This window comes from Streptomyces sp. NPDC001663 (genome assembly GCF_042893105.1).
Classification (GTDB): domain Bacteria; phylum Actinomycetota; class Actinomycetes; order Streptomycetales; family Streptomycetaceae; genus Streptomyces.
On the sequence record NZ_JBIAUR010000028.1, the window covers coordinates 1 to 26,722 of the forward strand.

The 26,722-nt window shown below is 68.9% G+C and carries 26 protein-coding genes and 2 pseudogenes; 18 read left to right on the top strand and 10 right to left on the bottom strand.

The features are described 5' to 3' along the window. Both ACFY1L_RS51850 and ACFY1L_RS51855 read right to left on the bottom strand, forming a co-directional pair. A pseudogene (locus ACFY1L_RS51850) lies at positions 1–156 on the bottom strand (transposase); the annotation flags it as partial. Positions 157–251: 95 nt separating this feature from the next. After that, positions 252–854 (bottom strand): DUF308 domain-containing protein, encoded by a 603-nt coding sequence (locus tag ACFY1L_RS51855; RefSeq protein WP_388842407.1) that lies wholly within the window; start codon positions 852–854, stop codon positions 252–254. A 212-nt stretch (positions 855–1,066) separates the two neighbouring features. Between ACFY1L_RS51855 and ACFY1L_RS51860 the strand changes: the two genes are divergently transcribed. The 6 genes from ACFY1L_RS51860 to ACFY1L_RS51885 all read left to right on the top strand — a co-directional run bounded on the left by ACFY1L_RS51860 (position 1,067) and on the right by ACFY1L_RS51885 (position 5,313). Further along, on the top strand, positions 1,067–2,248 hold the full coding sequence (locus ACFY1L_RS51860) for a sensor histidine kinase (RefSeq protein WP_388842409.1): 1,182 nt from the start codon (positions 1,067–1,069) through the stop codon (positions 2,246–2,248). Further along, positions 2,245–2,907, top strand: coding sequence for a response regulator (locus tag ACFY1L_RS51865; protein ID WP_388842411.1), 663 nt, complete (start codon positions 2,245–2,247; stop codon positions 2,905–2,907). Before ACFY1L_RS51860 ends, ACFY1L_RS51865 begins: the two co-directional genes overlap by 4 nt. A gap of 806 nt (positions 2,908–3,713) precedes the next feature. After that, the gene (locus ACFY1L_RS51870; RefSeq protein WP_388842413.1) at positions 3,714–3,881 is read left to right on the top strand and encodes a hypothetical protein; all 168 of its coding nucleotides are present in this window, start codon (positions 3,714–3,716) and stop codon (positions 3,879–3,881) included. A 329-nt stretch (positions 3,882–4,210) separates the two neighbouring features. After that, positions 4,211–4,507: a hypothetical protein gene (locus ACFY1L_RS51875; RefSeq protein WP_388842415.1), complete on the top strand. Its 297-nt coding sequence runs from the start codon at positions 4,211–4,213 to the stop codon at positions 4,505–4,507. A 6-nt stretch (positions 4,508–4,513) separates the two neighbouring features. Next, entirely contained in the window at positions 4,514–4,993 is a 480-nt protein-coding gene (locus ACFY1L_RS51880) for a hypothetical protein (protein WP_388842417.1), read from the top strand. Then, positions 4,990–5,313: a transcriptional regulator gene (locus ACFY1L_RS51885; protein WP_388842419.1), complete on the top strand. Its 324-nt coding sequence runs from the start codon at positions 4,990–4,992 to the stop codon at positions 5,311–5,313. The genes ACFY1L_RS51880 and ACFY1L_RS51885 overlap by 4 nt, the downstream gene beginning before the upstream one ends. Positions 5,314–5,362: 49 nt before the next feature. Here ACFY1L_RS51885 and ACFY1L_RS51890 read toward each other — a convergent pair whose 3' ends face one another. Then, positions 5,363–5,503, bottom strand: a complete 141-nt coding sequence (locus tag ACFY1L_RS51890) for a hypothetical protein (RefSeq protein WP_388842421.1) — start codon at positions 5,501–5,503, stop codon at positions 5,363–5,365. Between the two features lie 831 nt (positions 5,504–6,334). Between ACFY1L_RS51890 and ACFY1L_RS51895 the strand changes: the two genes are divergently transcribed. After that, the gene (locus ACFY1L_RS51895; protein ID WP_388842423.1) at positions 6,335–8,254 is read left to right on the top strand and encodes a TerD family protein; all 1,920 of its coding nucleotides are present in this window, start codon (positions 6,335–6,337) and stop codon (positions 8,252–8,254) included. A gap of 372 nt (positions 8,255–8,626) precedes the next feature. Continuing rightward, complete coding sequence (locus ACFY1L_RS51900; RefSeq protein ID WP_388842425.1) at positions 8,627–9,379, top strand: hypothetical protein; 753 nt, start codon at positions 8,627–8,629, stop codon at positions 9,377–9,379. 547 nt (positions 9,380–9,926) lie between these two features. Here ACFY1L_RS51900 and ACFY1L_RS51905 read toward each other — a convergent pair. The 5 genes and pseudogenes from ACFY1L_RS51905 to ACFY1L_RS51925 form a co-directional block, all read right to left on the bottom strand. Continuing rightward, entirely contained in the window at positions 9,927–10,448 is a 522-nt protein-coding gene (locus tag ACFY1L_RS51905; RefSeq protein ID WP_388842572.1) for a zinc-binding dehydrogenase, read from the bottom strand. A gap of 109 nt (positions 10,449–10,557) precedes the next feature. After that, positions 10,558–10,824: pseudogene (locus ACFY1L_RS51910) on the bottom strand (alcohol dehydrogenase catalytic domain-containing protein); the annotation flags it as partial. Positions 10,825–10,848: 24 nt separating this feature from the next. Next, positions 10,849–12,435 carry a Na+/H+ antiporter gene (locus ACFY1L_RS51915; protein ID WP_388842427.1) on the bottom strand — a complete coding sequence of 529 codons (1,587 nt, stop codon included), beginning with the start codon at positions 12,433–12,435 and terminating at the stop codon, positions 10,849–10,851. Positions 12,436–12,457: 22 nt separating this feature from the next. Further along, the gene (locus ACFY1L_RS51920; RefSeq protein ID WP_351421567.1) at positions 12,458–12,829 is read right to left on the bottom strand and encodes a DUF2255 family protein; all 372 of its coding nucleotides are present in this window, start codon (positions 12,827–12,829) and stop codon (positions 12,458–12,460) included. Positions 12,830–12,918: 89 nt separating this feature from the next. Continuing rightward, on the bottom strand, positions 12,919–13,935 hold the full coding sequence (locus tag ACFY1L_RS51925) for a zinc-dependent alcohol dehydrogenase family protein (protein WP_388842429.1): 1,017 nt from the start codon (positions 13,933–13,935) through the stop codon (positions 12,919–12,921). A gap of 234 nt (positions 13,936–14,169) precedes the next feature. Between ACFY1L_RS51925 and ACFY1L_RS51930 the strand changes: the two genes are divergently transcribed. The 7 genes from ACFY1L_RS51930 (at position 14,170) to ACFY1L_RS51960 (ending at position 19,929) form a co-directional block, all read left to right on the top strand. Next, the gene (locus ACFY1L_RS51930; RefSeq protein ID WP_388842431.1) at positions 14,170–15,027 is read left to right on the top strand and encodes a helix-turn-helix domain-containing protein; all 858 of its coding nucleotides are present in this window, start codon (positions 14,170–14,172) and stop codon (positions 15,025–15,027) included. 132 nt (positions 15,028–15,159) lie between these two features. Then, entirely contained in the window at positions 15,160–15,759 is a 600-nt protein-coding gene (locus ACFY1L_RS51935; protein WP_388842433.1) for a flavodoxin family protein, read from the top strand. 45 nt (positions 15,760–15,804) lie between these two features. Further along, positions 15,805–16,194, top strand: a complete 390-nt coding sequence (locus ACFY1L_RS51940) for a nuclear transport factor 2 family protein (protein WP_388842435.1) — start codon at positions 15,805–15,807, stop codon at positions 16,192–16,194. Positions 16,195–16,223: 29 nt separating this feature from the next. Next, positions 16,224–16,925 carry a type 1 glutamine amidotransferase domain-containing protein gene (locus tag ACFY1L_RS51945; protein WP_388842437.1) on the top strand — a complete coding sequence of 234 codons (702 nt, stop codon included), beginning with the start codon at positions 16,224–16,226 and terminating at the stop codon, positions 16,923–16,925. A gap of 48 nt (positions 16,926–16,973) precedes the next feature. Then, entirely contained in the window at positions 16,974–17,312 is a 339-nt protein-coding gene (locus ACFY1L_RS51950) for a hypothetical protein (protein ID WP_388842439.1), read from the top strand. Positions 17,313–17,404: 92 nt separating this feature from the next. Continuing rightward, positions 17,405–18,274, top strand: coding sequence for a helix-turn-helix transcriptional regulator (locus tag ACFY1L_RS51955; RefSeq protein ID WP_310769865.1), 870 nt, complete (start codon positions 17,405–17,407; stop codon positions 18,272–18,274). Between the two features lie 233 nt (positions 18,275–18,507). Then, positions 18,508–19,929, top strand: a complete 1,422-nt coding sequence (locus tag ACFY1L_RS51960; RefSeq protein ID WP_388842441.1) for an MFS transporter — start codon at positions 18,508–18,510, stop codon at positions 19,927–19,929. 219 nt (positions 19,930–20,148) lie between these two features. Here ACFY1L_RS51960 and ACFY1L_RS51965 read toward each other — a convergent pair whose 3' ends face one another. Both ACFY1L_RS51965 and ACFY1L_RS51970 read right to left on the bottom strand, forming a co-directional pair. Next, positions 20,149–21,066 (bottom strand): alpha/beta hydrolase family protein, encoded by a 918-nt coding sequence (locus tag ACFY1L_RS51965; RefSeq protein ID WP_388842443.1) that lies wholly within the window; start codon positions 21,064–21,066, stop codon positions 20,149–20,151. 283 nt (positions 21,067–21,349) lie between these two features. Then, on the bottom strand, positions 21,350–22,393 hold the full coding sequence (locus ACFY1L_RS51970; RefSeq protein WP_388842445.1) for an NAD(P)-dependent alcohol dehydrogenase: 1,044 nt from the start codon (positions 22,391–22,393) through the stop codon (positions 21,350–21,352). A 418-nt stretch (positions 22,394–22,811) separates the two neighbouring features. Between ACFY1L_RS51970 and ACFY1L_RS51975 the strand changes: the two genes are divergently transcribed. From ACFY1L_RS51975 to ACFY1L_RS51985, 3 genes are read left to right on the top strand one after another with little or no spacing between them, the layout of a single operon-like run. After that, a complete protein-coding gene (locus ACFY1L_RS51975) occupies positions 22,812–23,450 on the top strand; it encodes a (2Fe-2S)-binding protein (protein ID WP_388842447.1) in 639 nt (212 codons plus the stop codon). A 13-nt stretch (positions 23,451–23,463) separates the two neighbouring features. Continuing rightward, positions 23,464–24,444, top strand: a complete 981-nt coding sequence (locus ACFY1L_RS51980) for an FAD binding domain-containing protein (RefSeq protein ID WP_388842449.1) — start codon at positions 23,464–23,466, stop codon at positions 24,442–24,444. Then, the gene (locus ACFY1L_RS51985; protein WP_388842451.1) at positions 24,441–26,633 is read left to right on the top strand and encodes a xanthine dehydrogenase family protein molybdopterin-binding subunit; all 2,193 of its coding nucleotides are present in this window, start codon (positions 24,441–24,443) and stop codon (positions 26,631–26,633) included. Before ACFY1L_RS51980 ends, ACFY1L_RS51985 begins: the two co-directional genes overlap by 4 nt. Positions 26,634–26,722 lie beyond the last annotated feature (89 nt).

Genomic DNA, 26,722 nt, shown 5'->3' on the forward strand with positions numbered 1-26,722 from the left:
CTTCAGGCCGTCGCAGGCGACGATGCAGACGTCTTCCACTCCGCGGTTGCGCAGTTCGGACAGGACGGTCATCCAGGTCGTGGCGCCCTCTCCCTCGTCGCCGACCCACAGGCCAAGGACGTCCTTGCAGCCGTCCATGTCGACCCCGACGGCGAGGGTGCCGTGGCGCAAGCCCTGCTCGCGGCCCGCTGCGAGGCGTGCTGGCTGCGCTTCGCCCGCGAGCACCGGAGGGGTGGTGGCTGCGGTGGTGGTCAGCGCTGTTCGTGTCGGTTGCGGATGGTCAGGGTGGTGGCGGAGGCGAGGTACCAGAAGGCGCCGAAGGCGGAGTATCCGGCGAGGGTGGACAGGCTGCTGGTCGCGGAGGCGGACATGGCGGCGAAGGAGGCGCCGGCGAGGACGGACAGTCCGCCGCTGATGATCATGGGCCACTGGGCGCCGACGGTGTGTCGACGCCGGATCGCCATGACGAGCTGGATCGCTCCGGAGAGCAGGGCCCAGATGCCGAACACGAGCAGGGACGTCCCGATGGTTGAGAAGACGGCGATGATCATCCCGGCGGTGGTGGTGAGGCCGAGAGCGATGTTGGTGGTCCTGGCGCGGTCGGTGGGGCCGGTGCCGGCCAGGCGGCGCTCGAGGAGCGTGGCGATGACGTCCCAGAGGGGGTAGATGACGAGCAGCACGGCCGCGGTCACGGTGGGCCGGTCCGCCGCCATGAGGGAGGCGGAGGTGGTGTGGAGGAGTGCCACCCAGATCAGGGAGAAGGCGATGCGGATCAGGTAGAGCGATCGGAGCCCGGAGGACGTCGTCGCGGTTGTGGTTGTGGTCGTGTTCGGTGTCATGGTGGTCTGAGTCATCGGGTGTCCCGTTTGGTGATCGTGATGGTGTGAGACGGTCGCCTCGATGAGGAGTCTTGGCGGCCTCGGGAGGGGCCGCGTACTTCGAACGAAGTAGTTCTGCCATCCGCTTCGAATCGAATGAGTTCTGCCGTCCCCATCGCTCGGACGAAGCTCGCCGTGTACATCGTTCGAAGTACACGGCCGCGGCCCACGTGGACGAGAATCAGGCCATGGTCAAGGCGCAGAACAATCAGGACGGGCCCGTCGCACCCGTGTGGGTCCGCCGCCCCGAGGCGCTGCACCTGGTCGCCTATGCGGTGGCCGCGCTGGTGTTCACCGGCCAGATCGTGGCAGTGATCGTGAGAGGGTCGGATTGGCCGACGGCCCTGTCCGTGCTCCTGGCCGGTGGCGGTGTCACCCTCTCATGGTGGAGGCCGTGGGCCGGGCTGGTCGTGGCGAGCGCGGCGTCCTTCGCCGTCACGGCGGTGGGCCATGACCCCCTGTCGGTGTGGATGATGGCGGTGCTCGTGCTGTTCTCGGTCACCTTCAGGGGAAAGCAGCCGCTGGCCGCAACCGGCATCGTGGCGGCGTGTCTCCTGGGGGCGTTCATGACGCTGGGAGGATTCCGTGGCGGTGCGATCGTGGGAGCCGCTGCACTCTTCTCCGCCGTGGCAGGAGGTGCGACCGGGGCCGCGCTGCGCATCCACCGGGAGCACTGGCGGATCCTGGAGGAACGGGCCGAAAGCGCCCTCGCTACTCGCGAGATCGAAGCCACCCGACGGGTGACGGAGGAACGACTGCGCATCGCCCGGGACCTCCACGACGTCATCGGCCACCAGGTCGCGATGCTGAGCCTGCATCTCGGTGCCGCGGAGATCGGGCTGCCCGACGACGCCGAGTCCTGCCGGCAGGCCCTCGTCTCCGCCAGGTCCAGCGCCCGCACCGTCGTCGTCGAAACGCAACGCATCCTCGCTCTCCTGCGCCTCCAAGACGACATCTCCGACGACGAGGCGCTCCGGCCGACCCCGGCGCTCAGCGGCCTGGAAGGCCTTGTCGCCTCTTTCCAGAGCATCGGCCTCGACGTCCGGCCCTCCATCGACATCCCCGCCGGTTTCGTGGAGCCCAGCGTCGGAGTGACGGTCTACCGGGTCGTTCAGGAAGCACTCACGAATGCCTACCGGCATGGAGAGGGGGCGGCCACGGTGGAGGTGCGCGAGCGCGACGGCAGGATCTGCGTCACCGTGGAGAACCGTGTCGCTCACGCACGGCGCGGCTCCGGCGGGGGCAGCGGACTCGGACTGGTGGGGATGCGCGAACGCGTCGAGTCCTCCAACGGGCGGCTGACGATCGACAGTGACGACGGGCGATTTTGGGTCCGTGCGGAGTTCAGCCTGCGGGGAGCCGTCGTATGACGACGCGGATTCTGATCGTCGACGACCAGGACGAGATCAGGGAAGGCATCAAAGCGATGCTGCGGCTCGATCCCAGTCTCGTTGTTGCGGGTGATCTCTCCGACGGACTCCAGGTCGTCCCCTTCCTCCGGGACCACCCCGTCGACCTGGTGCTGATGGACATCCGGATGCCAGGCATCGACGGTGTCGAAGCCACCCGCCGGATCCGCAAACAGTACCCACCCGAAAACATGCGGGTGATCGTGCTGACCACGTTTGACCAGGACGACATCGTTCTCGCCGCCCTGCGCGCGGGCGCCAACGGTTTCCTGAGCAAGATGGTGAGCCCCGCTGAACTCGTCGCCGGCATCACCGAGGTCGTCGGCGGTGGCGGTGCGCTGTCGGCCGCCGCGACGGCCGCGCTCATCGGTCACATGACCGACAGCCCGCCTCCGGTGATCGACCAGGAACTGCTGCGACGCTTCGACGCTCTGACACCCAGGGAGCGGGATGTGGTCGTTCTCGTCGCGAGCGGTCTCGGCAACGACGAGATCGCGGCCCAGATGTGCGTGTCGCCGTTCACCGTGAAGACGCATGCGGTGCGGGCCATGACGAAGGTCGGCGCACGTGATCGAGCGCAACTCGTCTCGTTCACCTTCCGGGCCGGCCTCTACCCCTGAGCCTGCCGGGCAGAACCCCTGAAAGAGGTGGCCGCCGTGGCGATGCCGAGCAGTCCGGCGGCAGCGACGGCGTGGGCACGTACCTGGATCGCCAGCAAACGTGCCCCCGCCCGGCCCGCTAACTCCTTGACCACGGCCTTGACTTGCCTGGTCAGACGAGTGGTGCGCCGCCGGTATCGGTCGAGTACTCCGGGCACCTGAATGCCAACGAACATGAGGAAGTTGAGGTTCGATGGGCGGCGCCGGAGGTGCCGATTTATGTTTGGACCTGACCGGCCGGTGACTCCAAAGGCATACCTCCGACGCAGGGGCAGCCGGACCGTCGTGCGGATCCTGGCCGCCTTAACAACGGATTAGCATGAGCTCAGACTGGGACAAGGCCATCGCGTGCTTCTCCGGTTGAACTGCCCGTTCACCAAGGAGACTTGTGCGGTGGCTGCCCTTGCTCAGGGAGCATGCACAGTCAACAGATGCACGCCCTGAGCAGGCACCCGCGCGTTCCGGGCCCCCGCCCGGCTGCGCCACTTCATGGGACGCCATCCGTTTTCGCCCTGCAGCCGCGAGGGCGGGGGAGCGGGGGTGGATTCACGCGTCGCCGACATCCCCGCAGGTGCAGGGAGCACTGCAGGATTGGCGGATGAGACCCGCTCACACCGGGCCCTCCCCGCGGGCGCGGGGATGGTCCCCAACACCGCCGAAGCGGGGCCGTTTCGTGCCCGTGTGTCGACGACGCCTCAAGAGTGGTTCTGGATCACTTTTGGTGCCAGGGCCACGGAGGGTCACCACAACCGTGATCATGAACGGTCGTGCCCCACGACCTGCTCCAGGACCTCTGGCTTTACCAGACCGCCGACGTCGCGGTCAGCACTGTCACCATCCATGCCAACCGCGTCACCGTCCACGCCGCCACGACCCGAGTGGGTGCGGAGTGTCCGTCGTGCGGGATGTCCTCGGCCCGCGTCCACAGCAGCTAGGTGCGGAGGCTCGACGACAGCGCCGCGGGCCAGCGCCGGGTCGTGGTCGAGTTACGGGTCCGCCGGTACCGGTGCCGTCAACAAGCGTGTACGCGGTCGACGTTCGTCGAGCAGGTCGAGGGCGTCACCTTCCGATACGGACGGCGAAGCCAACAACTTCAGGCCGCGTTGCAGCGGCTCGGGCTGATGGTGGCGGGCCAGGCCGGCTCCCGCCTGGCCGAGGCGTTCGCCACCTCTGGCAGAACCTCGCCGACGCCGTCGAGAAGACCGTGCTCCAACACCGCGCCCTGCTGCCCCAACCCCCGCCACCCGCCGGTCCCAACCAACCCGTGCCCCCACCGGTCACAGCTGCCGAGCCCGGCCGGACCGGACGCCTGTCGGACCGCGTCCGCGAACAGCACGCGGCCGTCCACGCGCTGATCCGCGATGGTGTCAGCCTGCGCGCCATCGGCCGGCGACTGGGCCTGGCCCGCGGCACCATTCGCCGCCTGGCCCACGCCTCAGGCCCGGACGAACTGCTGGTCGGCCGCTGGACGGGACGCACCAGCATCCTCGACCCCTACAAGCCCTATCTCTTGACTTTCCTATCGGGAAAGCCAATACTGGCTTTCCCGATAGGAAAGTGAGGCGTCGTGGACGAGCTGACACCCGAGCAGGCACGAGCCGCGCTGGACGCCGTGGAGCGATCCCGCCGCAGGGTGATCGACGAGATCGACGTGCCGCGCTGGTACTGGGCGGGCCTGGCCTCAGGCTGGATCGTGCTGGGCGTGATCGCTGACGTCCATCATCCGCTGGTGACCACCCTGGCCACGCTGGCCTTCGGAGCCGCGCACGCCTCGATCGCGCCCCGAGTGGTCAACGGACGGCACCGCAGCAGCCAGATGAGCGTGCGCGCCGACATCGCCGGCCCACGGCTGGCAGCCTGGGTGCTGGGCAGTCTGGTCGCCTTGGTCGGGGTCACCATCGCCGCAGCGCTCATCCTGAACGCCGACGACGCGCATCACCCGGTCACCGGGGCGGCCGTCCTGGCCGCGGTCATCCTCGTGCTGGGCGGGCCTCTGCTGCTGGCCGCGGCACGCCGCCGCGCCGTACGGACTGGCGCGGCATCATGACCACGCCACGGTTCGACGAGCTGATCCATCCCAGCACCCGGCTGTCCCTTGTCTCCCTACTTGCGGCCGCCGACTGGGCCGACTTCAGCTTCATTCGCGACCAGCTCGGTCTTTCCGACTCTGCACTGTCCAAACAGCTCTCGACGCTGGAGCAGGCCGGCTACGTCGCAGTCGACCGCACCATCAGACGCCGCGTCCGTGCCCGCCTGACCAGCGACGGTCGAGTCGCCTTCCTAGGTCACGTAGCCGCACTGCAGGCCATCGTGGCCACCGCGAACGCCCCGTCCACCGGCTCCGCCGGCGACCGGTCACGCAACTGACCACGAAGCCCGCCTGGAGCACCAAAACCTTCTATTCGTTCACCCGTACCTACCTTTGCAGACCAGGCAGTACGCCGACTCGGGGCGTAACGGCGTGGACGGTGACGTGGTTGGCGTGGATGGTGACGGCGCTGACCGCGACGTCGGTGGTCTGGTGAAGCCAGAGGTCCTGGAGCAGGTCGTGGGTCACGACCGTTCATGATCACGGTTGTGGTGACCCTCCGTGGCTCTGGCACCAAAAGTGATCCAGAACATCTCGCACGTCCACCAGTCCGCGTCCGTCGCAGGCGCGACTGTGGATCTGGAAACCGTGCGTGACCTCCTGGCCGAGTTCCGTACCGAGGTCGACCGGAACGGTGCGGGCCTGGCCAACGCGCAGGTGCTGCGCGCCATGGCGGACTCCATCGACACTTCGCTGGTAGGGGTGGACGCGCAGGCGGTGGGGACACTGCGCGGGGTCGTGCAGGCATGGCCGGCCCTGGTCGCGGGAACCGCGGTGCAGCAAGGAGGAGAGGCACCGGCCCACGCGATCGCGGGATATGGCTGGGCTGATTGTCGGGAAGAGCGGCAGAGGCTGCCTTCGGCGACCCCCGAGACGGATGCAACGGGGGGGCTCGCACGGCGACTGCCGCATAGAACTGTCAGCCTCAGCCGTGGCCGCTGTGGACTCCTGGGCTGTTCTCGGCGCGTGGGAACACTTGGACGCTCCGCTGACCATCGCCGCATCAACGTTCCTTCGCCCTGTCCTCTCCTCTGTGGGCAGGGCGAAGGCGTTGAGAGGCGGAGACGAGGAGTCCTGGCGTGAACGCCAACTCACTCAGGTCGACTGGACGGACGTCGGTGAGTGCTGAGGCGTGGGGGAGCGGCGGTCGTCAGCGTGAACGCTGTACAGAGGAGCCGAGCTGGCTCTCCGTCACAGATCCACCACGAACCGCACCCGAAGCATGCGAAAATCCCACCCGATCGATCTTCATCGCGGAGAGGGCACCGCCGCCCGCCGCCCGGGGGAGGGGAGCCTCGTATGGTCCTGCTGTCGTCGAGCCCGAAGTGGCCCACCCTGCCCGACTACTTCCACGACTGGGCGCTGGTGGACGTGGAGACCTCCGGGCTGCGGCCCGGCCGGGACCGTGTCCTGTCCCTCGCGATCCTCACGCTGGACGCACAGGGCAACCGGACCGGGGAGTTCGCCACCCTCCTCAACCCCGGCTGCGATCCCGGTCCCGTGCACATTCACGGACTCACCCCCGACCGTCTCGCCGGCGCGCCCACCTTCGAGGAGGTCGCGCCGCAGGTGGGGGAGTTGCTCCGCAGTCGTGTCCTGGTCGCGCACAACGCGCAGTTCGACTACGACTTCCTGGCCCACGAGTTCGCCCATGTCCGGTCGTGGGTGCCGGTGAGCAGACGGCTGTGCACACTGGCCCTCAACCGCCTGGTCGGGCCCGTGACGCCGGACCTCAAGCTGGGCACGCTCGCCGAGCACTACGGGGTGCGCCAGGAGAAGGCGCACGACGCGCAGGACGACGTACGGGTGCTCTCCGGCATCCTGCGCGGCTCGTTGAGCGCGGCTGAGCAACTGGGCCTCGCCCTGCCGCTGTTGGACTGTCCGCCCCGGCAGGATTACAGGCCGTACGTTCCCAAGACGCCCTGCGCGTACCGGAATCCGGGGCGGCTGGAGGCGGACGGGGCGCTGGTGCAGGGCATGAAGGTCGCCATCACCGGGGACACCCGGATCTCCCGTGAGGAGCTGGTCGCCCGCTCCGTCGATGCCGGGCTGAACATGATGACCTCGGTCAGTGGCCAGACCAGTGTCGTCGTCACCAACGACCCCTCCGCCGGATCCGCCAAGCTGCGTCGCGCCGCCGCCGAAGGCGTTCCGCTCGTGGACGAGCCCACCTATCTGCGGCTGCTGGAGCGTGTGCGGCCCGGCCAGGCCAAGGGGGTTGCCCGGAACCGGAGTTCGGTGGAAACGCCCGCGAGCGCCGTCACTGCGTCGCCTGCGCCGGCACCGGACGCCCCGGCCCAGCGTCCTGCGGCGCTCGCCGCTTCCACGCCGAGTGTGCCGGCCCAGCGTCCTGCCGCACCGGCCGCGTCGCCGAACGTTCCGGCCCAGAGCCCTGCCACGTCGACCGCGTCCACCGCCACGGCGGCCCAGACGCTCTCCGGACGCCGTGTCCTGGTCCTGGGCGGCACCCACGACCAGGCCGTCGAGGCGCGCGCTCGTGCTGTCGCCCTCGGTGCCTCCGCGGCGGTCAACCTCTCGGCCAGTGTCTCTGATGTCGTCGTGCTGCCCGGCGGCGAAGCGGACCGGCGCATGGGCCGCATCACCGGCCTCGGGCTCCGCGTCCACGACGCCGACTGGCTCCGCGCACCCGCCCCCGCGCCGACGCAGAGCGCGGTCGGGAATCGGCTGGACACTGCTGACGTCCTGGTCCGAGGTGCTGTCATCGATCTGACCGACACCGGAACGGCCTGGACCGTGGCCGCCGCCTGGCGTCAGCAGACCGCCTGCGACGTGGACGTCGTCGCCTTCGCAGTCGACGCGCAGGAACAGGTCCCGGGGGACGAGGACTTCGTCTTCTACGGCGCGCCCCTGCACCCGGACGGCACCGTGCGCCTCGCCACGGACGGCCCGACGGAACAGGCCGTCACCGTCGACCTGGAGCGGCTGCCCCTGGAGATCCACCGGGTCGTCGTCGCCGCCGCGATCGACGGTGCCGCGACCTTCGCCGACGTCGGGGCCGTCGAGATCACCGCCACCCGCGGGATCGGTGCGGCCCCGACCGCCCGGGCCACCCTCGACGCCGCCACCACCGAGCGCACCATGATCCTCGCCGAGCTCTACCGCAGAGGCGAGGGGTGGCGGCTGCGGGCCGTCGGGCAGGGGTACGACCATGGACTGGCCGACCTCGCTCGTGGCTACGGCGTCGACATCGCCGAGTGAGCGACGGGTGCACTTCTGGAGGGCCGGGCCCTCAAGGAGCTATCACCCGTATGTGCCATTGCAGGGGATGTCGGAGCGGTGTGGGCTGCTCTCATGCATCGCTGGTCCCCCTGGAACGAACGACAGCGCGCGCTACTTGGCCGCATAGCCGACGGCGAGGACCCCGACGGTTGGGCACCGGGTGAGTGGCGATCGGCCTACGCGTTACGTGACCGGGGGCTGCTGACGGTCAGGCGCGGCGAAGACGAAGCGCATGTGCAGGTCACCGAGGCAGGGACGTTCTATCCCCGGAACGGCCACCACCCAGACCATCCAACGCACCGCAGGAGGGCGACAGAGGACGCGTCAGCGGGCAAGACATCGACTGGTCCGATGCCGTACAGCCAGCGCCCTGTTGCTCGTGCGCGACGTGCGAAGGCCACCGAACTCATTGAGCGACTTGTGGCCGGAGGGCGCGTCATCCTGAGCGATCCCTATGAGGACGAGGTCACGGAGTGGCGTCGCGTTATCAACTATGCGAAGCGGCACGGTCTGGAGCCCCAAGGCAAGCGCATCGAGAAGACGAGCTGCGGCCGGAGTGGACTGGAGATGTTCCTGGCGACAGGCCCGCACATCAACTCCAGGGGGCAGGCGCAGGGCGACGCGCCGCAGGTCCAGGTCCCGGCCCAACTACGCTTGCCGCACCCGTTTGTCATAGCGCTTCGGGACAACGAGCGGCTCACAATGCCGTCCGCGCTTCGTCAGCGGACGCTTTTCCTGCTGCAGGGCTTGGTCGGCGAGGCCGTCCAACGTGGATACAAGGTGAAGGACAGTCCGGCCCGCTCATGGCGAGCGGGCGAAGTGGACGTGGTCGTCGACGGCTTCACCTGCTCGGTCACGATCCAGCAGGAGTTCCCCCAATCCGAAGACCCGGAACGCTCCGGGAAGCTCGTGATCGAGCTCCCCTGCAACCGGTCTGGTCGCCAGCGCCGCTGGGGCGATCGCAAGCGGTGGGTTGTGGAGGACGCTCTGGGCGCGGTCCTGAAGGAGATCGAGGCCGGGGCTGTCGAGGATGCCCAGCGCAAGGCGGACGAAGAGTGGGCCAAGGCGGACCGTGAGGTCCGGTGGAAAGCGGCCATGGTCTAGGCGAGCGAGCACGCCGTGCAGGCCCAGTTCGCCGAAGTGCTCTGCGCTGGAGCGCCGACTCGCAAACGTCGAAGACGTCTACAGGTCCGACAGGGACAGGGAAGCATCGAGGCGGTGGCTGGACTGGGCTCGACGGGACGTTCAGGCACTTGACCCGCTCGGTCGGCTACCGGTCATGCCGCACCGCCGCGAGCCGACACCGGAGGACTGACGGCGCCGGTTCGACCGGCCGCTGTTCTGGCCAGTCGTGAAGCTCATTTGACGCTCCAGGCAGCCAAGGAACCTCCTAGCCGCGTCGAAATGGCCCCTGACCTGCAGCGATGACGGGCTCCTCGCCTGCCGACGTCTTTCCGATGACGCATCACGTGGAGTGCCTCGCCATTCTTGAGCCGGTCCGATAGGCCGTCTGACCTGCGGTTTCGTGTGTGCGTGTGATGCGGTGTGGGCGGTACGGGCGAACTCTTGTCGCTGAAATGACGCTCATGACGCTCGTTCTGATGGGTCATCAGGTGCGTGGCGCAGTCCGCTGCTGTCCCCGATTCGATGCTCAGAACGTGAGCACCACTCGCCCTCGGATACCGCCTGCCTCCAGCGGTCGGTGCGCTTCGGGGGCCTGCTCGGCAGGCAGGGTCCGCGCGACCCGAGAGGTGAGGCTGCCCTTCTCCGCCAGTTCGCGCAGGCGGGCGAGCTTGGCGTGTTCGCGTGCGTACTGCGGCACGAAGGTGCTCCGGGTTTCTATGCCGCGTTCAACGGGGACCTGGACGCCGCCGACCGACGTCGCCACTCGGCCTCCGTCGCGTACCGCGCGGATGGCGAGGGCGGCGATGCCCGCGGTGTCGACGAGTCCGTCGACACCGTCGGGTATCTCCTTGCGCACCAGCTCAGGGAAACCGGCACCTCGCAGCAGGACCACGTCGGCGCCGAGCTCCCTCACCAGCCGCTCGTCCTTCGGTGCCGCGTCGGCGATCACCCGGAACCCGTCTGCCTTGGCCAGCTGGACGGCGTAGCCGCCGACAGCGCCGGCCGCTCCCGTGACCGCCACGGTGGCGCCCGCCGGAAGGTGCAGCATGTCCAAAGGCATGCGTGCGGTCAGCCCGTTCATCGGGAGCGTGGCGGCACTCGGCGGGCACGACGAGGTGCTCGGCATAGGCCCCGTGCGTTCCAGACACGACCGCGACGGCCATGACATCGTCGCCGACGGTGAGATCGGTGTCGGTTCCCTCGCCGATCTGCTCGATGACGCCAGCCGCGTCCATCCCGGGGACGTAGGGCGGTTCGGCGTCGGAGACGAAGGCGATTCCTCGGCGCACCAGCGTGTCGACGGGGTTGACCGTCGCCGCGTGTACGCGGATCCGTATCTCGCCCGGCCCGGCCTGGGGGACCGGAAGGTCCAGGACCCGCAGTACCTCGGGCCCGCCGAATTCAGTCAGTCCTATGGCCTTCATGGAAGGTCCTTCCTCAGGTATGGGTCATTCGACCGCCGCGCCTCCCGACAGGCGCACCTCTTCGCTGTCGAGGGCGGCCTGCAGACGGCGCAGTACGGTGTCGTCGATCCGGCGCTCGTCGCGGAGCCGGACGACGGTGGCGCGTTTGTGCGCGATGAGGGCGAGGCGCAGTGCGAGGTAGTCCTGGTGCTGGAGCTGTGCCGGGTCGTCGGTGGCACCCGCACTCCTGGCCCGTACCGACGCCAAGTGCGCCTCGTACTCCTGCCGCAGCCACTCGACGATCTTCGGTTCGGACCGCAGATCGGTGGCGAGTTGGGGCATCGCCTTGATCGCCTCTTCTATGGCGGCGGTCTCGGCGAGGTCGTGTTCCTCGTCGACCGACGTGTCCGGTGGCAGCTTCGCCCAGCGCACCGCAACCGGCAGCAGCAGTCCCTGACCCACCAGCGTCACGAGGATGACGCCGGAGGTGACGAAGACGATGAAGTTGCGGTCGGGGAACGGCTCGCCCGAGTCGAGGGTCTGCGGCACCGAGAGCACCATCGCGAGCGAGACCGCGCCCCGGAAGCCGGCCAGCCCGCTGACGACACGGGTTCGGTGACCGACCCGGAGCGTGCGTTGCTGGGGGCGGCGGTCGAGTGCGCGGACCAGGTAGGTGGAGGCGTACAGGAACGCGAAGCGCACGGCGACGAGCACCACGGAGATGGCACCCACCGCGATCAGCGCGTCCCGGAGATCGGCGCGGCCCAGGTCGCGGACCGCGTACTGCAGTTCCACCCCCACCAGGACGAACAGCGCACCGTTGATGATGAAGGTGGCCAGCGGCCAGAACGCCAGTGCCTGCGTGCGGTGTTCGGCCTGGATGATGCGCGGGGCGACCTGGGACATGATCAGACCGCTGACGACCACCGCGAGGACACCGGAAGCCTCGACCAGTTCGGCCAGTAGGTACGCGGTGAAGGGCGCCAGGATCATGACCAGGTTGCCCAGCAGCGGATCGGTCAGGCGGCGCCGCAGGTTCATGTTGACCCACGCGACCACCACGCCGACCAGGGCTCCGCCGCCGTAGGCAAGCAGGAACAGCCCGCCGACGTGCGGCATGCTCAAGTGTTCCTCGCCGACCGTGATGCCGACGGCGAGACCGTAGACGACCAGGGCCGTGCCGTCGTTGACCAGGCTCTCCGCGCGCAGGATGGTGACCTGACGGCGCGGCAGGGCGCGGGCGAGGACGCCGACCGCGGTCGCGTCGGTGGGCGCCATGGCCGCGCCGAGCACCCAGGCCGGCCCCCACGGCAGCGCGAGGGCGTGCCCGGTTGCGGCGACGGCCCAGGCGGTGAGGATGACGAGGACGGTGCTCAGCTGCAGGATGCCGCGCAGGTTGGTACGGATCTCCCGCAGGGAGGTGGTCAGGCTCTCCCAGTACAGCAACACCGGAAGGAAGAGCAACAGCACTACCTCCGGTGGCAGTTGCGCCTCCCGCACTGCCGGGATGAATCCCAGCAGCACACCCGTCAAGAGCAGGACGACGGGTGGGGCGATGCCGAGGCGCTGTCCCGCGACGTTGCCCACCAGCACGGCCACGCCCAGGACCACGACGAGTTCGAGACCGAGCACGGTGGTTCTTGTCTCCTGTAGGTCAGCGCGGTACGAGCTTCAGGGTCGTGTCCCGCGAGGCCACCATGGGATCGATGTAACTCGCGCCGTAGCGGCCGTACTTGGTGCGGTAGGCGGTGTCGATGCGGTCGTTGACGCCGGGGTCGGTGACCTCGACGAGGGTGACGGCCTTGTCGACGCCGCCGGAGCGGATACGGCCCTCGTGGCTGGCCCGGGCCGCCCGGTACCAGGCGCCGGCGCTGCCGCGGAAGGAGCGGACGTAGAGGTCGTCGCCGTCGCGGACGACCCAGATCGGCACGGGTGTGCGCGGCTTTCCGTCGCTGCGCGAAGGGGCCATCTGAAGTTCCTCGGCGTGCTCGATCCGGGTCAGCTCGTCGTTCGTCCAGGTCGTCATGGGCTTGCCTCCTTTACGACCATGCGGCGGGGTGTGCCCTCGTGGGCGTGAGCGCGGCCGGCGCAGCTCACGCCCACGAGGCGACCGGGTCAGGGCGTGAGGAGGGCCTTGATGGCGCGGCGCTCGTCCATCGCCTTGTAGCCCTCGGCGACCTGCTCCAGCGGCAGCGTGAGGTCGAAGACCTTGCCCGGGTTGATGTGGCCGGACAGCACGCGGTCGATCAGGTCGGGCAGGAAGCGGCGCACGGGCGCCGGGCCGCCGCGCAGGCCGACCTGGGAGAAGAACAGCTCCTGGCCGTCGACGGCCACCTCGTGCGGGACGCCGACGAAGCCGACGTTGCCGCCCGGTCGCGCGGAGTGCAGGGCCTGGCTCATGGACTGGGAGGTGCCGACGCACTCCAGGACCGAGTCGGCGCCGATGCCGCCGGTGAGGTCCTTGATGCGGGCGATGCCTTCCTCGCCGCGCTCGCTGACGATGTCGGTGGCGCCGAACTCCAGGGCGAGCTTCTGGCGGGACTCGTGCCGGGACATGGCGATGATCCGCTCCGCGCCGAGCTCCTTCGCGGCGATGACACCGCACAGGCCGACGGCTCCGTCGCCGACCACGACGGCCGTCGAGCCGGGCTTGACCTCGGCGGCGAGGGCCGCGTACCAGCCGGTGCCCATCACGTCGGACACGGCCAGCAGGCTCGGCACCAACTCGCCGGAGGGGTGCTCGTCGGTGGCGACCAGGGTGCCGTGGGCGTTGGGGATGCGCACGTACTCGGCCTGACAGGTGCCCATGAACTCGCGGTTCAGACAGGAGGACTGCCAGCCTTTCTGGCAGTTCGCGCAGGTGTTGTCCGACGTGGCGAAGGAGCCGACCACGAACTGGCCGGGCTTGACGTTGCCGACCTCGCTGCCGACTTCCTCGACGATGCCGACGTACTCGTGCCCCATGGGGTGCGGGTCGCCGACCGGCTCCAGGCCGCGGTACGGCCACAGGTCCGAGCCGCACACACAGGTGGCGACCGTGCGGATGATCGCGTCCGTCGGGTTGACGATCTTGGGCTCGGGGGCGTCCTCCACCCGGATGTCACCGGGGGCGTGGATCACGGTTGCGCGCATGTCTTTTCTCCTGAAGCGTTTCTCGGGCAGCGGTGTCACCCGGACGTGCCGGATTCGTCGACGATGGCCATAAGGTGTAAAGAAGCGTCGACGGCCTCTGAAAACAATTGCCGTTCTCTGACTCTGTCACCGCCCGCAGGACCCGTACAGAGGAGAATTTCACCCCGGGAGAGATGTATCCAGGGATAAAACCTTCCTACCCAGCCGAGTGGCGGACAGCGCAGACTGGCCAGTATGAACAGCAGTGCGCACCGTAAGGAGCTGGGTCAATTCCTGAAGGCCCGCCGGGCCGAGCTCAGCCCCCGCACGGTCGGTCTGCCCGAAACCGAGCGGCGCCGGCGTGTGGCCGGCCTGCGCCGGGACGAGGTGGCCATGCTGGCCGCCATCAGCACCAATTACTACACCCGGCTGGAGCAGGGTCGCATGACCCCCTCCACGTCCGTGCTGTCCGAGCTCGTCCGGGTCCTGCACCTGAGTGACGCCCAGCGGGACCAGCTGTTCGAGCTGGCGGGAAGGGAGGCCGGTCGGGCGCGGCGGCGGGCCCCGCAGAAGGTGCACCCGCGGCTGCGTACCGTGCTGAACGAGCTCAGCGTGGCCCCCGGCATGATCCTGGGCCGGTATCTGGACATCCTGGCGTGGAACCCGACGGCCGCCGCCTTGTTCGGCACCGATTTCGCGAAGACCCCCCAGCAGCAGCGAAACTACGTCCGGCAGCTCTTCACCGACCCGGCCATGAGAACGCTGTACGCCGACTGGGAGGACTCCGCCCGCAACGCCGTGGCCGTGCTGCGGCAGCACGCCGCGGTCTGTCCCGACGACCGGAGACTGGCCGACCTCGTCGGTGAGCTGTCGGTGCAGGACGAGCAGTTCTGCCAGTGGTGGGGAGGCCGCCCTGTGGTGCCCCGGGCCGGCGGCACCAAGGTGTTCAACCACCCGGTCGCCGGTGAACTCTCCCTCACCTGGGACGCCCTCACCTGCGTGGCCGACCCCGATCAGCAGCTGATCATCTGGAGCGCCGAACCCGAATCACGTACGTACGAGGGCCTACGCTTCCTTTCCTCCTGGGCGGCGACCCCCGCCATGAATTCGTAAAATCGGCAGGAGATTCCCGGCGTAAAGCCAGGGACAAATCCTTCCTACCTTCGCTGTTGAATTCCGTGCCATGCTTCCAGAGCACGGTTCGTGCAATCCCTTTCGAGATCCTTTTCGAGGAGCAATACCCCCATGTCCTCCACCTCCCGCCCCACGGTCGCCGTCGCTTTCCATTCCGGCTACGGCCACACCGCCGTCATAGCCGAGGCCGTGGCGCGCGGTGCCGCGGAAGCCGGTGCCGAGGTGATCTCCATCCCCGTGGACACGATCACCGACGAGCAGTGGGCGCAGCTGGACGCCGCCGACGCCATCATCTTCGGTGCCCCCACCTACATGGGCACCGCCTCCGCCGCCTTCCACGCCTTCGCCGAGGCGAGCAGCAAGCGCTGGTTCACCCAGACCTGGGTCGACAAGATCGCCGCCGGTTTCACCAACTCCGGTGCCAAGAACGGCGACAAGTCCTCGACCCTGGGCTACTTCTTCACCATGGCCGCCCAGCACGGCATGCACTGGGTCAGCCTGGGCGTGCAGCCGGGCTGGGCCTCCACCGAGGGCAGCGAGAACGACATCAACCGTCTGGGCTACTTCGTCGGTGCCGGCGCCCAGACCCCGACCGATGCCGGTCCGGAGGCCGTCCACAAGTCGGACATCGCCACCGCCGAGGGCCTCGGCGCCCGCGTCGCGCAGCAGACCGCCTTCTTCCGCGCCGGCCGCGCCGCTCTCGCCGCCTGAACCCGAGAACCTCACCCGCAGCCTGACCCGTAAAGGAGCAGCACCGTGTCCGACTCCCCGAACCTCGCTCTCGTCCGCCGGCTCTATGACTCCGGCATGGCCCCGGACGTGGTCGCCGAGGTCATCGACCCCGACATCGTCTGGGACATCACCCCCGGCTTCCCCTACGGCGGCGTCTACAAGACCTGGGCGAGCGCCGGAGCCGACTTCTTCGGCCGCCTCGCGCCCAGCTTCACCTCCTTCGGCGCGGTGGCCGAGGAGTTCTACGGCTCTGGCGAGCACGTGTTCGTCCGCGGCCACTATCACGCCGTGTCCAAGTCCGGCGAGGAGTCGGACGCCCGCTTCATCCACCTGTGGACGGTCGGCGACGGCAAGCTCACCCACCTGATCCAGGCCGCCGACAGCCACGTCGTCCAGCAGGCCGCGAACAACTGACCGCCCGCACTCACCCTTGGGAGCACCCCATGGCGAAGATCCTCTTCCTCATCACCGCCGCCGACCACTGGACCCTGGCTGACGGGTTCGAGCAGCCGGCCGGCTTCTGGGCCGAGGAGGCCATCGGCCCGTACGGCGTCTTCAAGGAGGCCGGCTACGAGATCGCCGCGGCCACCCCCGGTGGCGTCCCGCCCACCGCCGACGCCCTCAGCCTCACCCCGGACTTCAACGGCGGCGAGGAGGGCGCCGAGCAGATGAAGACCGCACTGCGCGAGGCCACCGAACTGGCGAACCCCATCCGTATCGAGGACGTGAACATCGACGACTACGACGCCGTGTTCGTCCCCGGCGGCTGGGGCCCGATGGAGGACCTGTCCGACGACCCTGCGGCCGGCAAGCTGCTCGGCGACTGGCTCGCCTCCGGCAAGCTCGTGACGCTGGTGTGCCACGGCCCGGCCGCGCTGCTGTCCACCGTGGACGCCGACGGCAAGTCCCCGTTCTCCGGCTACCGCCTGACCGGTCTGTCCAACTCCGAGGAGATCCAGAACGGCCTCGCGGACCGGGCGAAGTGGCTGCTTGAGGACCGTCTCGTCTCGGACGTCGGCGCGGACTACCACAAGGGTGAGGAGAACTTCGCCCCCCACCTCGAGGTGGACCGCAACCTCATCACCGGCCAGAACCCCGCCTCGGCCGTCCCGCTGGCCCAGGAAGTCGTCAAGACCCTCGGCTGACGACACCCCGCACGACCGCTCAAAGGTTCAAAGAAAGAGGTAGTACCGATGGACAGCAACGCGACTCTCCCCAGCGTCGGCCAGACCTGGCTGGCGGACCTCGGCCCGGACACCCCGCTCGGCCACTTCACGGTGGAGATCACCTTCGACTCGGCGACCCAGGTCAGCTTCGAGGTGATGGGCGGCGCCATCAAGGGCCGTAAGCAGACGATGGAGTACACCACCACCCAGCTCCGCGACGGCCTGTTCGTCGTCCGCTGGACCGAGCCCGACGCTGGTGACCACGTCACTCACATCGAGGACTACACCGAGGGCACCTGCATGGCCAGCTCGGTCATCGGTGGCGAGTTCGTCCAGCTCCACGGGAAGTGGACCCGCGTCCGCTGATCGCGCAGGGCAGCGCTCTTCTCGACGGTGAGGACTTCCAGGGACAAATCTCTCCCCCTGACAACGCCGCTTTCCGATGCCAGGGTGATGGCATGAACCGCGATCCTCACCGCCACGATCTGGGGGAATTCCTCAAGGCGCGCCGTGCCGAGCTCGACCCGGCCGCCGTCGGCCTGCCCGACGGCGGCTCGCGTCGCGTCGCGGGCCTGCGCCGTGAGGAGGTCGCCGTACTGGCGGCCATCAGCACCGACTACTACGCCCGCCTCGAACAGGGCCGTATCCAGCCGTCGCCGTCGGTGCTGGAGTCCCTGGCCCGCGTGCTGCGCCTGGACGAGGACCAGCGCGCCTACCTGTACGAGCTCGCGGCCAAGGACGAATTCCGTCCACCCCGCCGGCAGCCGCGCCTCAAGGCGCAGCCGCAGTTGCAGCGCATGCTCGACGACATGGCGCACACTCCCGCGTTCGTGATCGGGCCGCGCACCGAGATCGTCGCCTGGAACGCCATGGGCGCCGCCCTGATCACCGACTTCGGCAAGATCCCCGAGAAGCAGCGGTACTACATCAGGCTGCTCATCACGGACCCCGCGATGCGCGAGCTGTACGCGGACTGGGAGGGTGTCACCCGGCTGGCCATCGCCCAGATGCGCATGCACAACGCCAACAACCCCGGGGATACGCAGCTCGCCACCCTGGTGGGCGAACTCTCGGTCCGGGACGAGCAGTTCCGCCAGTGGTGGGGCGCCCACCACGTCGCCGTCCGGGACACCGGGACCAAGCACCTGCGCCACCCCGTCGTCGGCGACCTGCACCTCGACTGGAACGCCGTCACCTGGGCCGCCGATCCCGACCTGGCGATCATCGTCTGGACCGCCGAAACCGGCACCCCGACCCACGACAGCCTGCGCATGCTGGCCTCTTGGGCGGCGGACCCGAGCCACTCGACCAGCGACAGCTCCGCCTGACCGTCGCCCAGGTATTCCCTTCAAAGGGGGAGCCTTTCCTCCTACGCGCCATGCGCCTAGGAAGAGGCTCTCCCTTTTTCGTGTACGGCTCTCCTGGCACGCTCGTCACGAGGCCCACCGCGCTGCGCGTCCCCGCCCCGGTCCGGCCCTCTTCCCACCGACAGAACCGGTTTCCTCAGCGCCGAGGCGTCCGACCTGCCTGCTCATCCGCCAGGAAAGAGATCCACCTCCCCATGTCCCTGACCCAGTCCCGCCCCGGGACGCTGCCCTCGGCCGTCCCCGAACCGCGCTGGACCGCCCGCCTCTGGGCCGTTCTCGCCGTGCTGTGCCTCGTGCTGTTCCTCGACGGCCTCGACGTCTCCATGGTCGGCGTCGCCCTGCCCTCCATCGGCCACGACCTCGGCATGGCCACCGGCTCACTGCAGTGGATCATCAACGGCTACGTCCTCGGCTACGGCGGCCTGATGCTGCTCGGCGGCCGCACCGCCGACCTGCTCGGACGCCGCCGCGTCTTCCTCGTCGCGCTGGCCGTCTTCGCCGCCGCCTCGCTGCTCGGCGGGCTGGTCGACAGCGGCTCGCTGCTGATCGCCACCCGCTTCGTCAAGGGCGTGGCCGCCGCCTTCACCGCGCCCGCCGGCTTGTCGATCCTCACCACGACGTTCCCGGAGGGCCCACAGCGCAACCGGGCGCTGTCGGTCTTCAGCCTCTTCGGTGCCCTGGGCTACTCCTCGGGCCTGATCCTGGGCGGTCTGCTCACCGGGATCGGCTGGCGCTGGACCTTCCTCATGCCGGTCCCGCTCGCCCTGCTCGCACTCGTCGTCGGCCTGATCCTGATTCCGCGCGACCGCCGCACCGAGACCGGAGGCCAGGACCCGGCCGGGGCGGTCACCCTCACCGCGGGCATGCTGCTCGCCGTCTACGCCGTGGTCACCGCCCCCCAGACGGGCTGGACCTCCGGGGCGACGCTCGCCGCCTTCGGCGTCGCCGCCCTGCTGCTGCTCGCCTTCGTCCTGATCGAGCAGCGGGTCCGGCACCCGCTGGTCCGCTTCGGCATCCTGCGCAAGGCCACCACGGTCCGGGCCAACCTCAGCATCGTCGCGCTGATGGGCTCCTACCTCAGCTTCCAGTTCATGATGACGCTGTTCCTGCAGGACGGGCTCGGCTGGTCGCCTCTGCGCATGGCCTTCGCGCTGCTGCCGGTCGGCCTGATCGTCGCCGTCGGCTCGCCCCTCACCGGCCGACTCGTCAACCGCTTCGGCACAGCACCGATGATCATCGCCTCGATGACCTCGCTGACCCTCGGCTACGTCTGGTTCCTGGCGACGGCCGGCTCCTCGCCCGACTACGTCACCGCCATGCTCCCGTCCCTGCTGCTCCTCGGCGGCGGCTTCGCGTTCGGCTACAGCGCCATCATGGCCCAGGCCACCGAAGGCATCGACGACTCCGAACAGGGCCTCGCCTCCGGCCTGGTGCAGACCTCCGGCCAGGTCGGCGCCGCCCTCGTCCTCGCCGTACTCACCGCCGTGATCGCCCAAGCCGGCGACAGCGGCGCCGACTTCACCGCCTACCGACCCGGCCTGAACCTGGTCACCGGCGTAGCCGCGACCGGGTTGCTCCTGAACCTGGTGCCCGTACTGCGTCTGCGGCGGCGCTGAGCCCCGACAGACGGAAAGCCGACCCGAGGCCAGCCCCGGGTCGGCTTTCCGCGAGCACCGCTCACGCGAGGTTCTTGGTCAAGAACTCCTCCTGCTTGTACTCCTTCGGCTCCGAGGCGAGTTCGCGTACACGACACCGGGGTGCGGCTGACGTTCTCGTCAAGGTCGAAGATTCAGTTGTCCCCGGAGGCATGTCCCCGGTCTCTCCTGGGCTGTTCGTCAGCGGACGTGGGAGTCGAACCAGTCGACAGCGACCTCGGGGTGCTCGCTGAAGTAGTTGTAGCCGTCGAAGCGGCGGGTGCTGCCGTAGATCCAGTGCATCTGCTTGTCCTCGACGGGGATGGCGTCGTGGACGGCCTGCACGGCTTCGGGAGTGGTCATGACGTCGTCGTGCTCCTGCGCCACCAGCGTGGGCACGGTGATGGCGGAGGCGTACTTGGCAGGCGACTGCTCTGCCAGATGGAAGCCGGTACGCTCCAGCACGGCCTGGTCGAGCCGGTCGTAACCGCCTTTGAAGCCAAGGGCCTTGGAGAACTGCTCGCCGATGGAACGGCCCTCCAAGGGCTGGAGCATCACCAGCGCCTGGATCTCGGCGAACTCCTCGGGGTGCTTGGCCCAGGCGACGGCCGTGGAGTTGGCGCCCAGGCACACCGACAGCAGGGCCTTCTTCATGTTCTTGGTGTCGGGGCGTGCCGCGGCGTAGCGGAGGGCTCCGATGAGGTCGCGATACTCGGTGAGGCCGATCGTGCAGATGCCGCCGTTGCCGTACCCGCTCATGCCGTGGTTGCGCAGGTCGTAGGCGAGGACGTTGTAGCCGGCGTCGTGCAGTGCCTTGTAGGCGGGGAGGAAGTTGACCTCGAATCCGCCGAAGCGGTCCCAGCCGGGCAGGTGTCCGGGATAGCCGTAGCGGTTGCCGGGGGAGAAGTGGTTGTGGGTGATCAACCGGTCCGAGTCGGCTGGGATGAACCACCCCTCGAGAGGCACGCCGTCCATCGACGGGAACGTCACGTCCTCGTAGGCCAGGCCCAGTTCGGAGGGCCGGCGCAGCAGAGGCGCGCGCCGGCCGTCGGTGGTGCCTTCCGTCCACTGCCCGACGAATCCGCTGAATGCCAGCTCGGCCATGTCGAGTTCGGTCATGGTGCGCTCCTGATTTCCCGGCAAGGGTGCTTGATGTGTGGTGCTCCGGGCGCCCGGATTTCCCCCAAGTAGGCCCGTGAACGGATTTTTCGCATCTTGAGCTCGGCCTGGGAAGGGAAAGAGAGGGGGAAGGAATTATCCCAGGGAGTAATTCCTCCCTGTCGGGATCGGAGTGAATCCGGTAATGGTGCGGACGCACCCGCAATCCTCATGGTTGTGCCCTTGTCGGGCCGCAGTGCGGCGGCCCGACAAGGGCACAGGGAATGTGGTGGGGAATCCGGGGTCAGATCGTCGCGGTGTCAATCACGAACCGGTACCGCACGTCGCTGTTCAACACCCGCTCGTACGCCTCGTTGATCTCGGACGCGGCGATCACTTCGATCTCGGCGCCGAAGCCGTGCTCGGCGCAGAAGTCCAGCATCTCCTGGGTCTCGGCGATGCCGCCGATGGCGGAGCCGGCGATGGACCTGCGGCCCATGATCAGGGGGAAGACGTTGACGGAGATCGGCTCCTCGGGGGCGCCGACGTTGACCAGGGCTCCGTCGATCTTCAGCAGGTTCACGTACGCGCTGAAGTCGAGCGGGGCCGAGACCGTGGAGACGATCAGGTCGAACGTGCCTGCCAGGTCCTCGAAGGTCTTCGGGTCGCTGGTGGCGTAGTAGTGGTCCGCGCCCAGCTTCAGGCCGTCGTCCTTCTTGCGCAGGGACTGGGAGAGGACCGTGACCTCGGCGCCCAGCGCGTGCGCGATCTTGACGCCCATGTGGCCGAGACCGCCCAGACCGACTATCGCGACCTTCTTGCCGGGGCCCGCGCCCCAGTGCTTCAGCGGGGAGTACAGGGTGATGCCCGCGCACAGCAGCGGGGCGGCCACGTCGAGGGCGAGGTCGTCGGGGATGCGGACGGCGTAGTTCTCGTCGACGACGATCTTCTCGGAGTAGCCGCCGTAGGTGGGCCGGCCGTCCTTGTCGAGGTAGTTGTACGTCTGGATCATGCCGCTGCCGGTGCAGTACTGCTCCAGGCCTGCCTTGCAGTGGTCGCACTCGCGGCAGGAGTCGACGAAGCAGCCGACGCCCACCCGGTCGCCGACCTTGTACTTCGTGACACCGGGGCCGACCTCGGAGACGACACCGGCGATCTCGTGACCGGGGACCATCGGGAAGATGGCGGTACCCCAGCCCTCCTGGACCTGGTGGATGTCGGAGTGACAGATGCCGGCGAACTTGATGTCGATCAGCACGTCGAATTCGCCGACCGGGCGCCGCTCGATGGTGGTGCGCTCCAGCGGAGCCTTGGCGGCGGGAGCGGCGTAAGCAGCAACGGTGGTCATGAGGGGGTCTCCTAGCAGTGCTCTCGTACCCGGCTGCCTTCCGACCGGGCACGGTGACGAGCTTGCCGCGCCGCCGGGAAATGACCCAGGGCAGGAATGTGCCTACGTTCGCGGTTCCTACCACTGTCAGAGTCAGGCTCTTTCCCGGCGGCGCGCGAAATGTGCCATGGCCTCAAGAATCATGCGCTCAGGAATTCGGTTCGCTCACCGCCTCCTCGTCATGGAGAAGACCACGAGAAGGAAAAGGGGGGATAAAAGTCTCCCTGTCGCGAGTGTGGCCGGTGATGCAAGACTCCCGGCGTGACCGGCCGCCGCTGCCAAGGCGCGCGGTTGCCCTTTCCCCGCGGCGGCGTTGATCCCGCGCCTGCTGCCCCGCTGTTGTTCACGACTGTCCCGTCCGTGATGCGAAGGCGTGCGTATGTCTGCTGACCTCTCTGAATCCGCTGTTCCACCCTCGACCGAATCGGGTGAGTCCTCCTCGGGGCCCAGCCGGCGTACCGTCATCGCCACTGGTGTCGTGGTGGGCGGTGCCGTGGTGGCCGGAGGGACGTTCCTCGCCGGCTCGGAGGAGGCCTCCGCCGCGGAAGCGGCGCCCTCCAGCCGGGTCTCCCTGACGGTCAACGGCACCCGCCGGACCGTGACGGTGGACAACCGGACCTCGCTGCTGGACCTGCTGCGCGAGCACCTCGACCTGACCGGCTCCAAGAAGGGCTGCAACGCCGGGGCCTGCGGGGCGTGCACCGTGCTGGTCGACGGACAGCGGGTCAACTCCTGCCTCACGCTGGCCGTTCGGCTGGAGGGCGCCGAGGTCACCACCATCGAGGGCCTGGCCAAGGGCGACGAACTGCACCCGCTGCAGCAGGCGTTCATCGACAAGGACGCCTTCCAGTGCGGGTACTGCACTCCAGGGCAGATCCTCTCCGGCGTCGGCTGCATCCAGGAGGGCCACACCGGTTCGCCGGAGGAGATCCGGGAGTGGATGAGCGGCAACATCTGCCGCTGCGGCTGCTACGTCAAGATCGTGCGCGCGGTCGAACAGACCGCGGGCCGGAAGTAAGGAGCGGCCCACCATGCATCCCTTCTCCTACACCCGCGTCTCCGACACCCGTGAAGCCCTCAAGGCCGGTCGCGCAGGCGGCCGTTACATCGCCGGGGGGACCACGCTGGTCGACCTGATGCGGGAGACCGTCGAGCGCCCCGAGGCGCTGGTCGACATCTCCGGCCTGCCCCTGCGCGAGGTCGCGGTCACCGAGCGCGGAGGCTTGCGCCTGGGTGCGCTGGTGAGCATGTCCGAGGCCGCCGCGCATACCAAGGTGCGCACGCTGTACCCCGTCGTCTCGCAGGCGCTGGAGCTGAGTGCCTCGGCCCAGTTGCGGAACATGGCGACCATCGGCGGCAACATCATGCAGCGCACCCGGTGCACCTACTTCCGTGATGTGACCGCGGCCTGCAACAAGCGTGAGCCTGGCTCCGGTTGCGCGGCGCGGGAGGGCTTCAACCGGATGCACGCGATCCTCGGCACCTCCGACGCCTGCGTGGCCACCCACCCTTCCGACGTGGCCGTGGCCTTCGCTGCCCTGGAGGCAACGGTGCACCTCCTCGGCCCGGAGGGCGCGCGCACCCTGCCGTTCGCCGACTTCCTGCTACGGCCCGGCACTACCCCGAACCGTGAACAAGCCCTCAGAAAAGGCGAGTTGATCACCACTGTGGAGATCCCGGCGCTTCCGCGTCCGCTCAAGTCCGGATACCTGAAGGTGCGCGACCGGCAGTCCTACGAGTTCGCCCTGACCTCGGCGGCGGTCGCGTTGCACGTCCGGCGCGGGGTCATCCAGGAGGCGAAGGTCGCCGCCGGTGGCGTGGGGACCGTGCCGTGGAAACTGCCCACCGTCGAGCAGCACCTCGTCGGTGAGCGTCCCTCGGAGTCCCTGTGGACGTCCGCTGCCGCGAAGGCGGCGGACGGCGCCCGTCCCCTTCAGCACAACGGCTTCAAGGTCGAGCTGCTGAAGCGGACCGTCGAACGCCAGCTGCGCATCGTAGGAGGTACGAAGTGAGCCCCCAGCCACAGGCGGCCGTGGGCGCGCCGCTGTCCCGGGTGGACGGCCGATTCAAGGTCACCGGCAAGGCCCTGTACGCCGCCGAACACGACCTCGAAGGTGTGGTGCACGCCGTCATCGTCGACGCGAGCATCGGGCGCGGCCGTATCACCTCGATCGACACCGGCGACGCCGAGAAACACGCCGGTGTGCTGCGGGTGATCCATCACGGCAACGCGCCGACGCTGCCGTACCGCGACAACGCCGGGCCCAACAACCCGCCCGGGCGCAGGCTCAGGGTCGTCCAGGATGATCGGGTGCTCTTCCACGGCCAGCCGGTCGCGGTCGTGGTGGCGAGCACGTTGGAGGCCGCGCAGCACGGGGCGAGTCTGGTGAAGGTCCGCTACGACGCCGAGCGGCCCTCGACCGACCTGCACGAGGCCGAGCCGGGCGAGCCGACGGACTACGCGCGCGGCGACGCGGAAGCCGGCCTGCGTTCCTCGGCCGTACGGCTGGACCTGACGTACGAGCTCGCGCGCAACCACCACAACCCGATGGAGCCGCACGCCACCATCGCCCGCTGGGACGGCGACAAGCTGACCGTGTGGGACAAGACACAGTGGGTGATGGGCACGCACGACGAGCTCGCGGCCGTGTTCGACCTGCCCGCGGACTCGGTGCGCGTGATCTCGCCGTTCGTCGGCGGCGGTTTCGGCAGCGGACTGCGCTGCTGGCCGCACACGGTCGTCGCCGCGCTGGCCGCGCGGGTGGCGGGACGCCCGGTCAAGCTGGTGCTCAGCCGCAGGCAGATGTACTTCGGCACCGGCTTCAGGCCGTCGTACGAGTACCGGCTGCGGCTCGGCAGCGACCGGCGAGGCCGGCTGAACGCCGCGATCCACGACATCGACGCCGAGACCTCGTCGTACGAGACGTTCTTCGAGGCCGTCATGCCGGCAGGCCAGATGCTTTACAGCATGCCCAACGTCCGTCAGGCGTACCGGAGGGTGCCCCTCGACGTGAACACGCCTATCTGGATGCGCGGCCCCGGCTTCGCCTCCGCGTCGTTCGTGATCGAGTCCGCGATGGACGAGCTCGCGCACGAACTCGGTGTCGATCCGATCGAGTTGCGTCGGCGCAACGAGCCGAGCGAGGACGAGTCGACGAACGAGCCGTTCTCCACACGGCGGCTGAGTGAGTGCTACACGGTCGGCGCGCGGGAGTTCGGCTGGGACCGCCGTAATCCGAAGCCGCGCTCGACGCGGGACGGGGACTGGCTGATCGGCCTGGGCATGGCCGCCGGTGTCTATGACCCGGGGCGGTATCCCGCGCAGGCCCGGGCCCGTCTGGATGCCGACGGAAGCGCGGTGGTCGAGGCGGCCACCAGCGACATGGGGCCCGGCACCTACACCTCCCAGACCCAAGTGGCCGCGGACGCACTCGGGTTGACGATGCGCACGGTGACCTTCCGGCTCGGTGACTCCCGCTATCCGCCGACCTCGCCGCACGGCGGCTCGGCGACCATGGCGAGCGTCGGCTCGGCCGTCGTCGACGCCTGCAACAAGGTGCGGGAGCAGGCGATCCGGCTGGCCGTCGAGGACCGGGAGTCGCCGCTGTACGGCGTGAACGCGGACGACGTGGTGGTGCGGAACGGCCGACTGCACGTGCAGGGCAGCCCGGCGCGCGGGGAGACGTACAAGAGTCTGCTGGCCCGCAATGACCGCTCCCACTTGGAAGCGAACGGTTCCTACGACGGGCCGGGCAGCGAACGGTCTGCCTACTTCGCCTACAACGCCACCTTCGCCGAGGTCGCCGTGGACGCGAACCTGGGTCTGGTGCGGGTGCGGCGGATGCTCGGCGTGTACGACGCGGGGCGGATCATCAGCCCCAAGCTGGCCGAGAGCCAGGCGTTCGGCGGCATCGTGGGTGGTATCGGCACGGCGCTCCTTGAGCACACGGTCACCGACCACCGGGACGGACGGATCGTGAACGCCAGCCTGGCCGACTACCTGGTCCCCGTGAACGCCGACGTGCCCGAGATCAAGGCGATCTACCTGGACGGCGAGGACAACGCCGGCAACCTGCTGGGCGTCAAGGGACTCGGCGAGGTCGTCCAGGTGGGTGTGGCGGCCGCGATCGGCAACGCGGTGTTCAACGCCACCGGCCGGCGGATCCGCCAACTGCCCATCACCGCCGAGGCGTTGCTCTGAACGACACCGCCTCCATGGACGGGTCCGGCAGCCGAATTCCCCGTACGGCTGCCGGACCTCCCCGGGCCGCCGCCGCGCATGCGCCCCCG

Bases quoted from the DNA above. Each gene is read 5' to 3' on its own strand.
- ACFY1L_RS51930 (WP_388842431.1), top strand. From the start codon at position 14,170: ATGAACAGCAGTGCGCACCGTAAGGAGCTGGGTCAATTCCTGAAGGCC.
- ACFY1L_RS51920 (WP_351421567.1), bottom strand. From the start codon at position 12,829: ATGACGACCTGGACGAACGACGAGCTGACCCGGATCGAGCACGCCGAG.
- ACFY1L_RS51925 (WP_388842429.1), bottom strand. From the start codon at position 13,935: ATGCGCGCAACCGTGATCCACGCCCCCGGTGACATCCGGGTGGAGGAC.
- ACFY1L_RS51885 (WP_388842419.1), top strand. From the start codon at position 4,990: ATGACCACGCCACGGTTCGACGAGCTGATCCATCCCAGCACCCGGCTG.
- ACFY1L_RS51975 (WP_388842447.1), top strand. From the start codon at position 22,812: ATGTCTGCTGACCTCTCTGAATCCGCTGTTCCACCCTCGACCGAATCG.
- ACFY1L_RS51980 (WP_388842449.1), top strand. From the start codon at position 23,464: ATGCATCCCTTCTCCTACACCCGCGTCTCCGACACCCGTGAAGCCCTC.
- ACFY1L_RS51960 (WP_388842441.1), top strand. From the start codon at position 18,508: ATGTCCCTGACCCAGTCCCGCCCCGGGACGCTGCCCTCGGCCGTCCCC.
- ACFY1L_RS51900 (WP_388842425.1), top strand. From the start codon at position 8,627: ATGCCGTACAGCCAGCGCCCTGTTGCTCGTGCGCGACGTGCGAAGGCC.
- ACFY1L_RS51860 (WP_388842409.1), top strand. From the start codon at position 1,067: ATGGTCAAGGCGCAGAACAATCAGGACGGGCCCGTCGCACCCGTGTGG.
- ACFY1L_RS51855 (WP_388842407.1), bottom strand. From the start codon at position 854: ATGACTCAGACCACCATGACACCGAACACGACCACAACCACAACCGCG.
- ACFY1L_RS51950 (WP_388842439.1), top strand. From the start codon at position 16,974: ATGGACAGCAACGCGACTCTCCCCAGCGTCGGCCAGACCTGGCTGGCG.
- ACFY1L_RS51935 (WP_388842433.1), top strand. From the start codon at position 15,160: ATGTCCTCCACCTCCCGCCCCACGGTCGCCGTCGCTTTCCATTCCGGC.
- ACFY1L_RS51955 (WP_310769865.1), top strand. From the start codon at position 17,405: ATGAACCGCGATCCTCACCGCCACGATCTGGGGGAATTCCTCAAGGCG.
- ACFY1L_RS51970 (WP_388842445.1), bottom strand. From the start codon at position 22,393: ATGACCACCGTTGCTGCTTACGCCGCTCCCGCCGCCAAGGCTCCGCTG.
- ACFY1L_RS51905 (WP_388842572.1), bottom strand. From the start codon at position 10,448: ATGCTGCACCTTCCGGCGGGCGCCACCGTGGCGGTCACGGGAGCGGCC.
- ACFY1L_RS51965 (WP_388842443.1), bottom strand. From the start codon at position 21,066: ATGACCGAACTCGACATGGCCGAGCTGGCATTCAGCGGATTCGTCGGG.
- ACFY1L_RS51945 (WP_388842437.1), top strand. From the start codon at position 16,224: ATGGCGAAGATCCTCTTCCTCATCACCGCCGCCGACCACTGGACCCTG.
- ACFY1L_RS51865 (WP_388842411.1), top strand. From the start codon at position 2,245: ATGACGACGCGGATTCTGATCGTCGACGACCAGGACGAGATCAGGGAA.
- ACFY1L_RS51895 (WP_388842423.1), top strand. From the start codon at position 6,335: ATGGTCCTGCTGTCGTCGAGCCCGAAGTGGCCCACCCTGCCCGACTAC.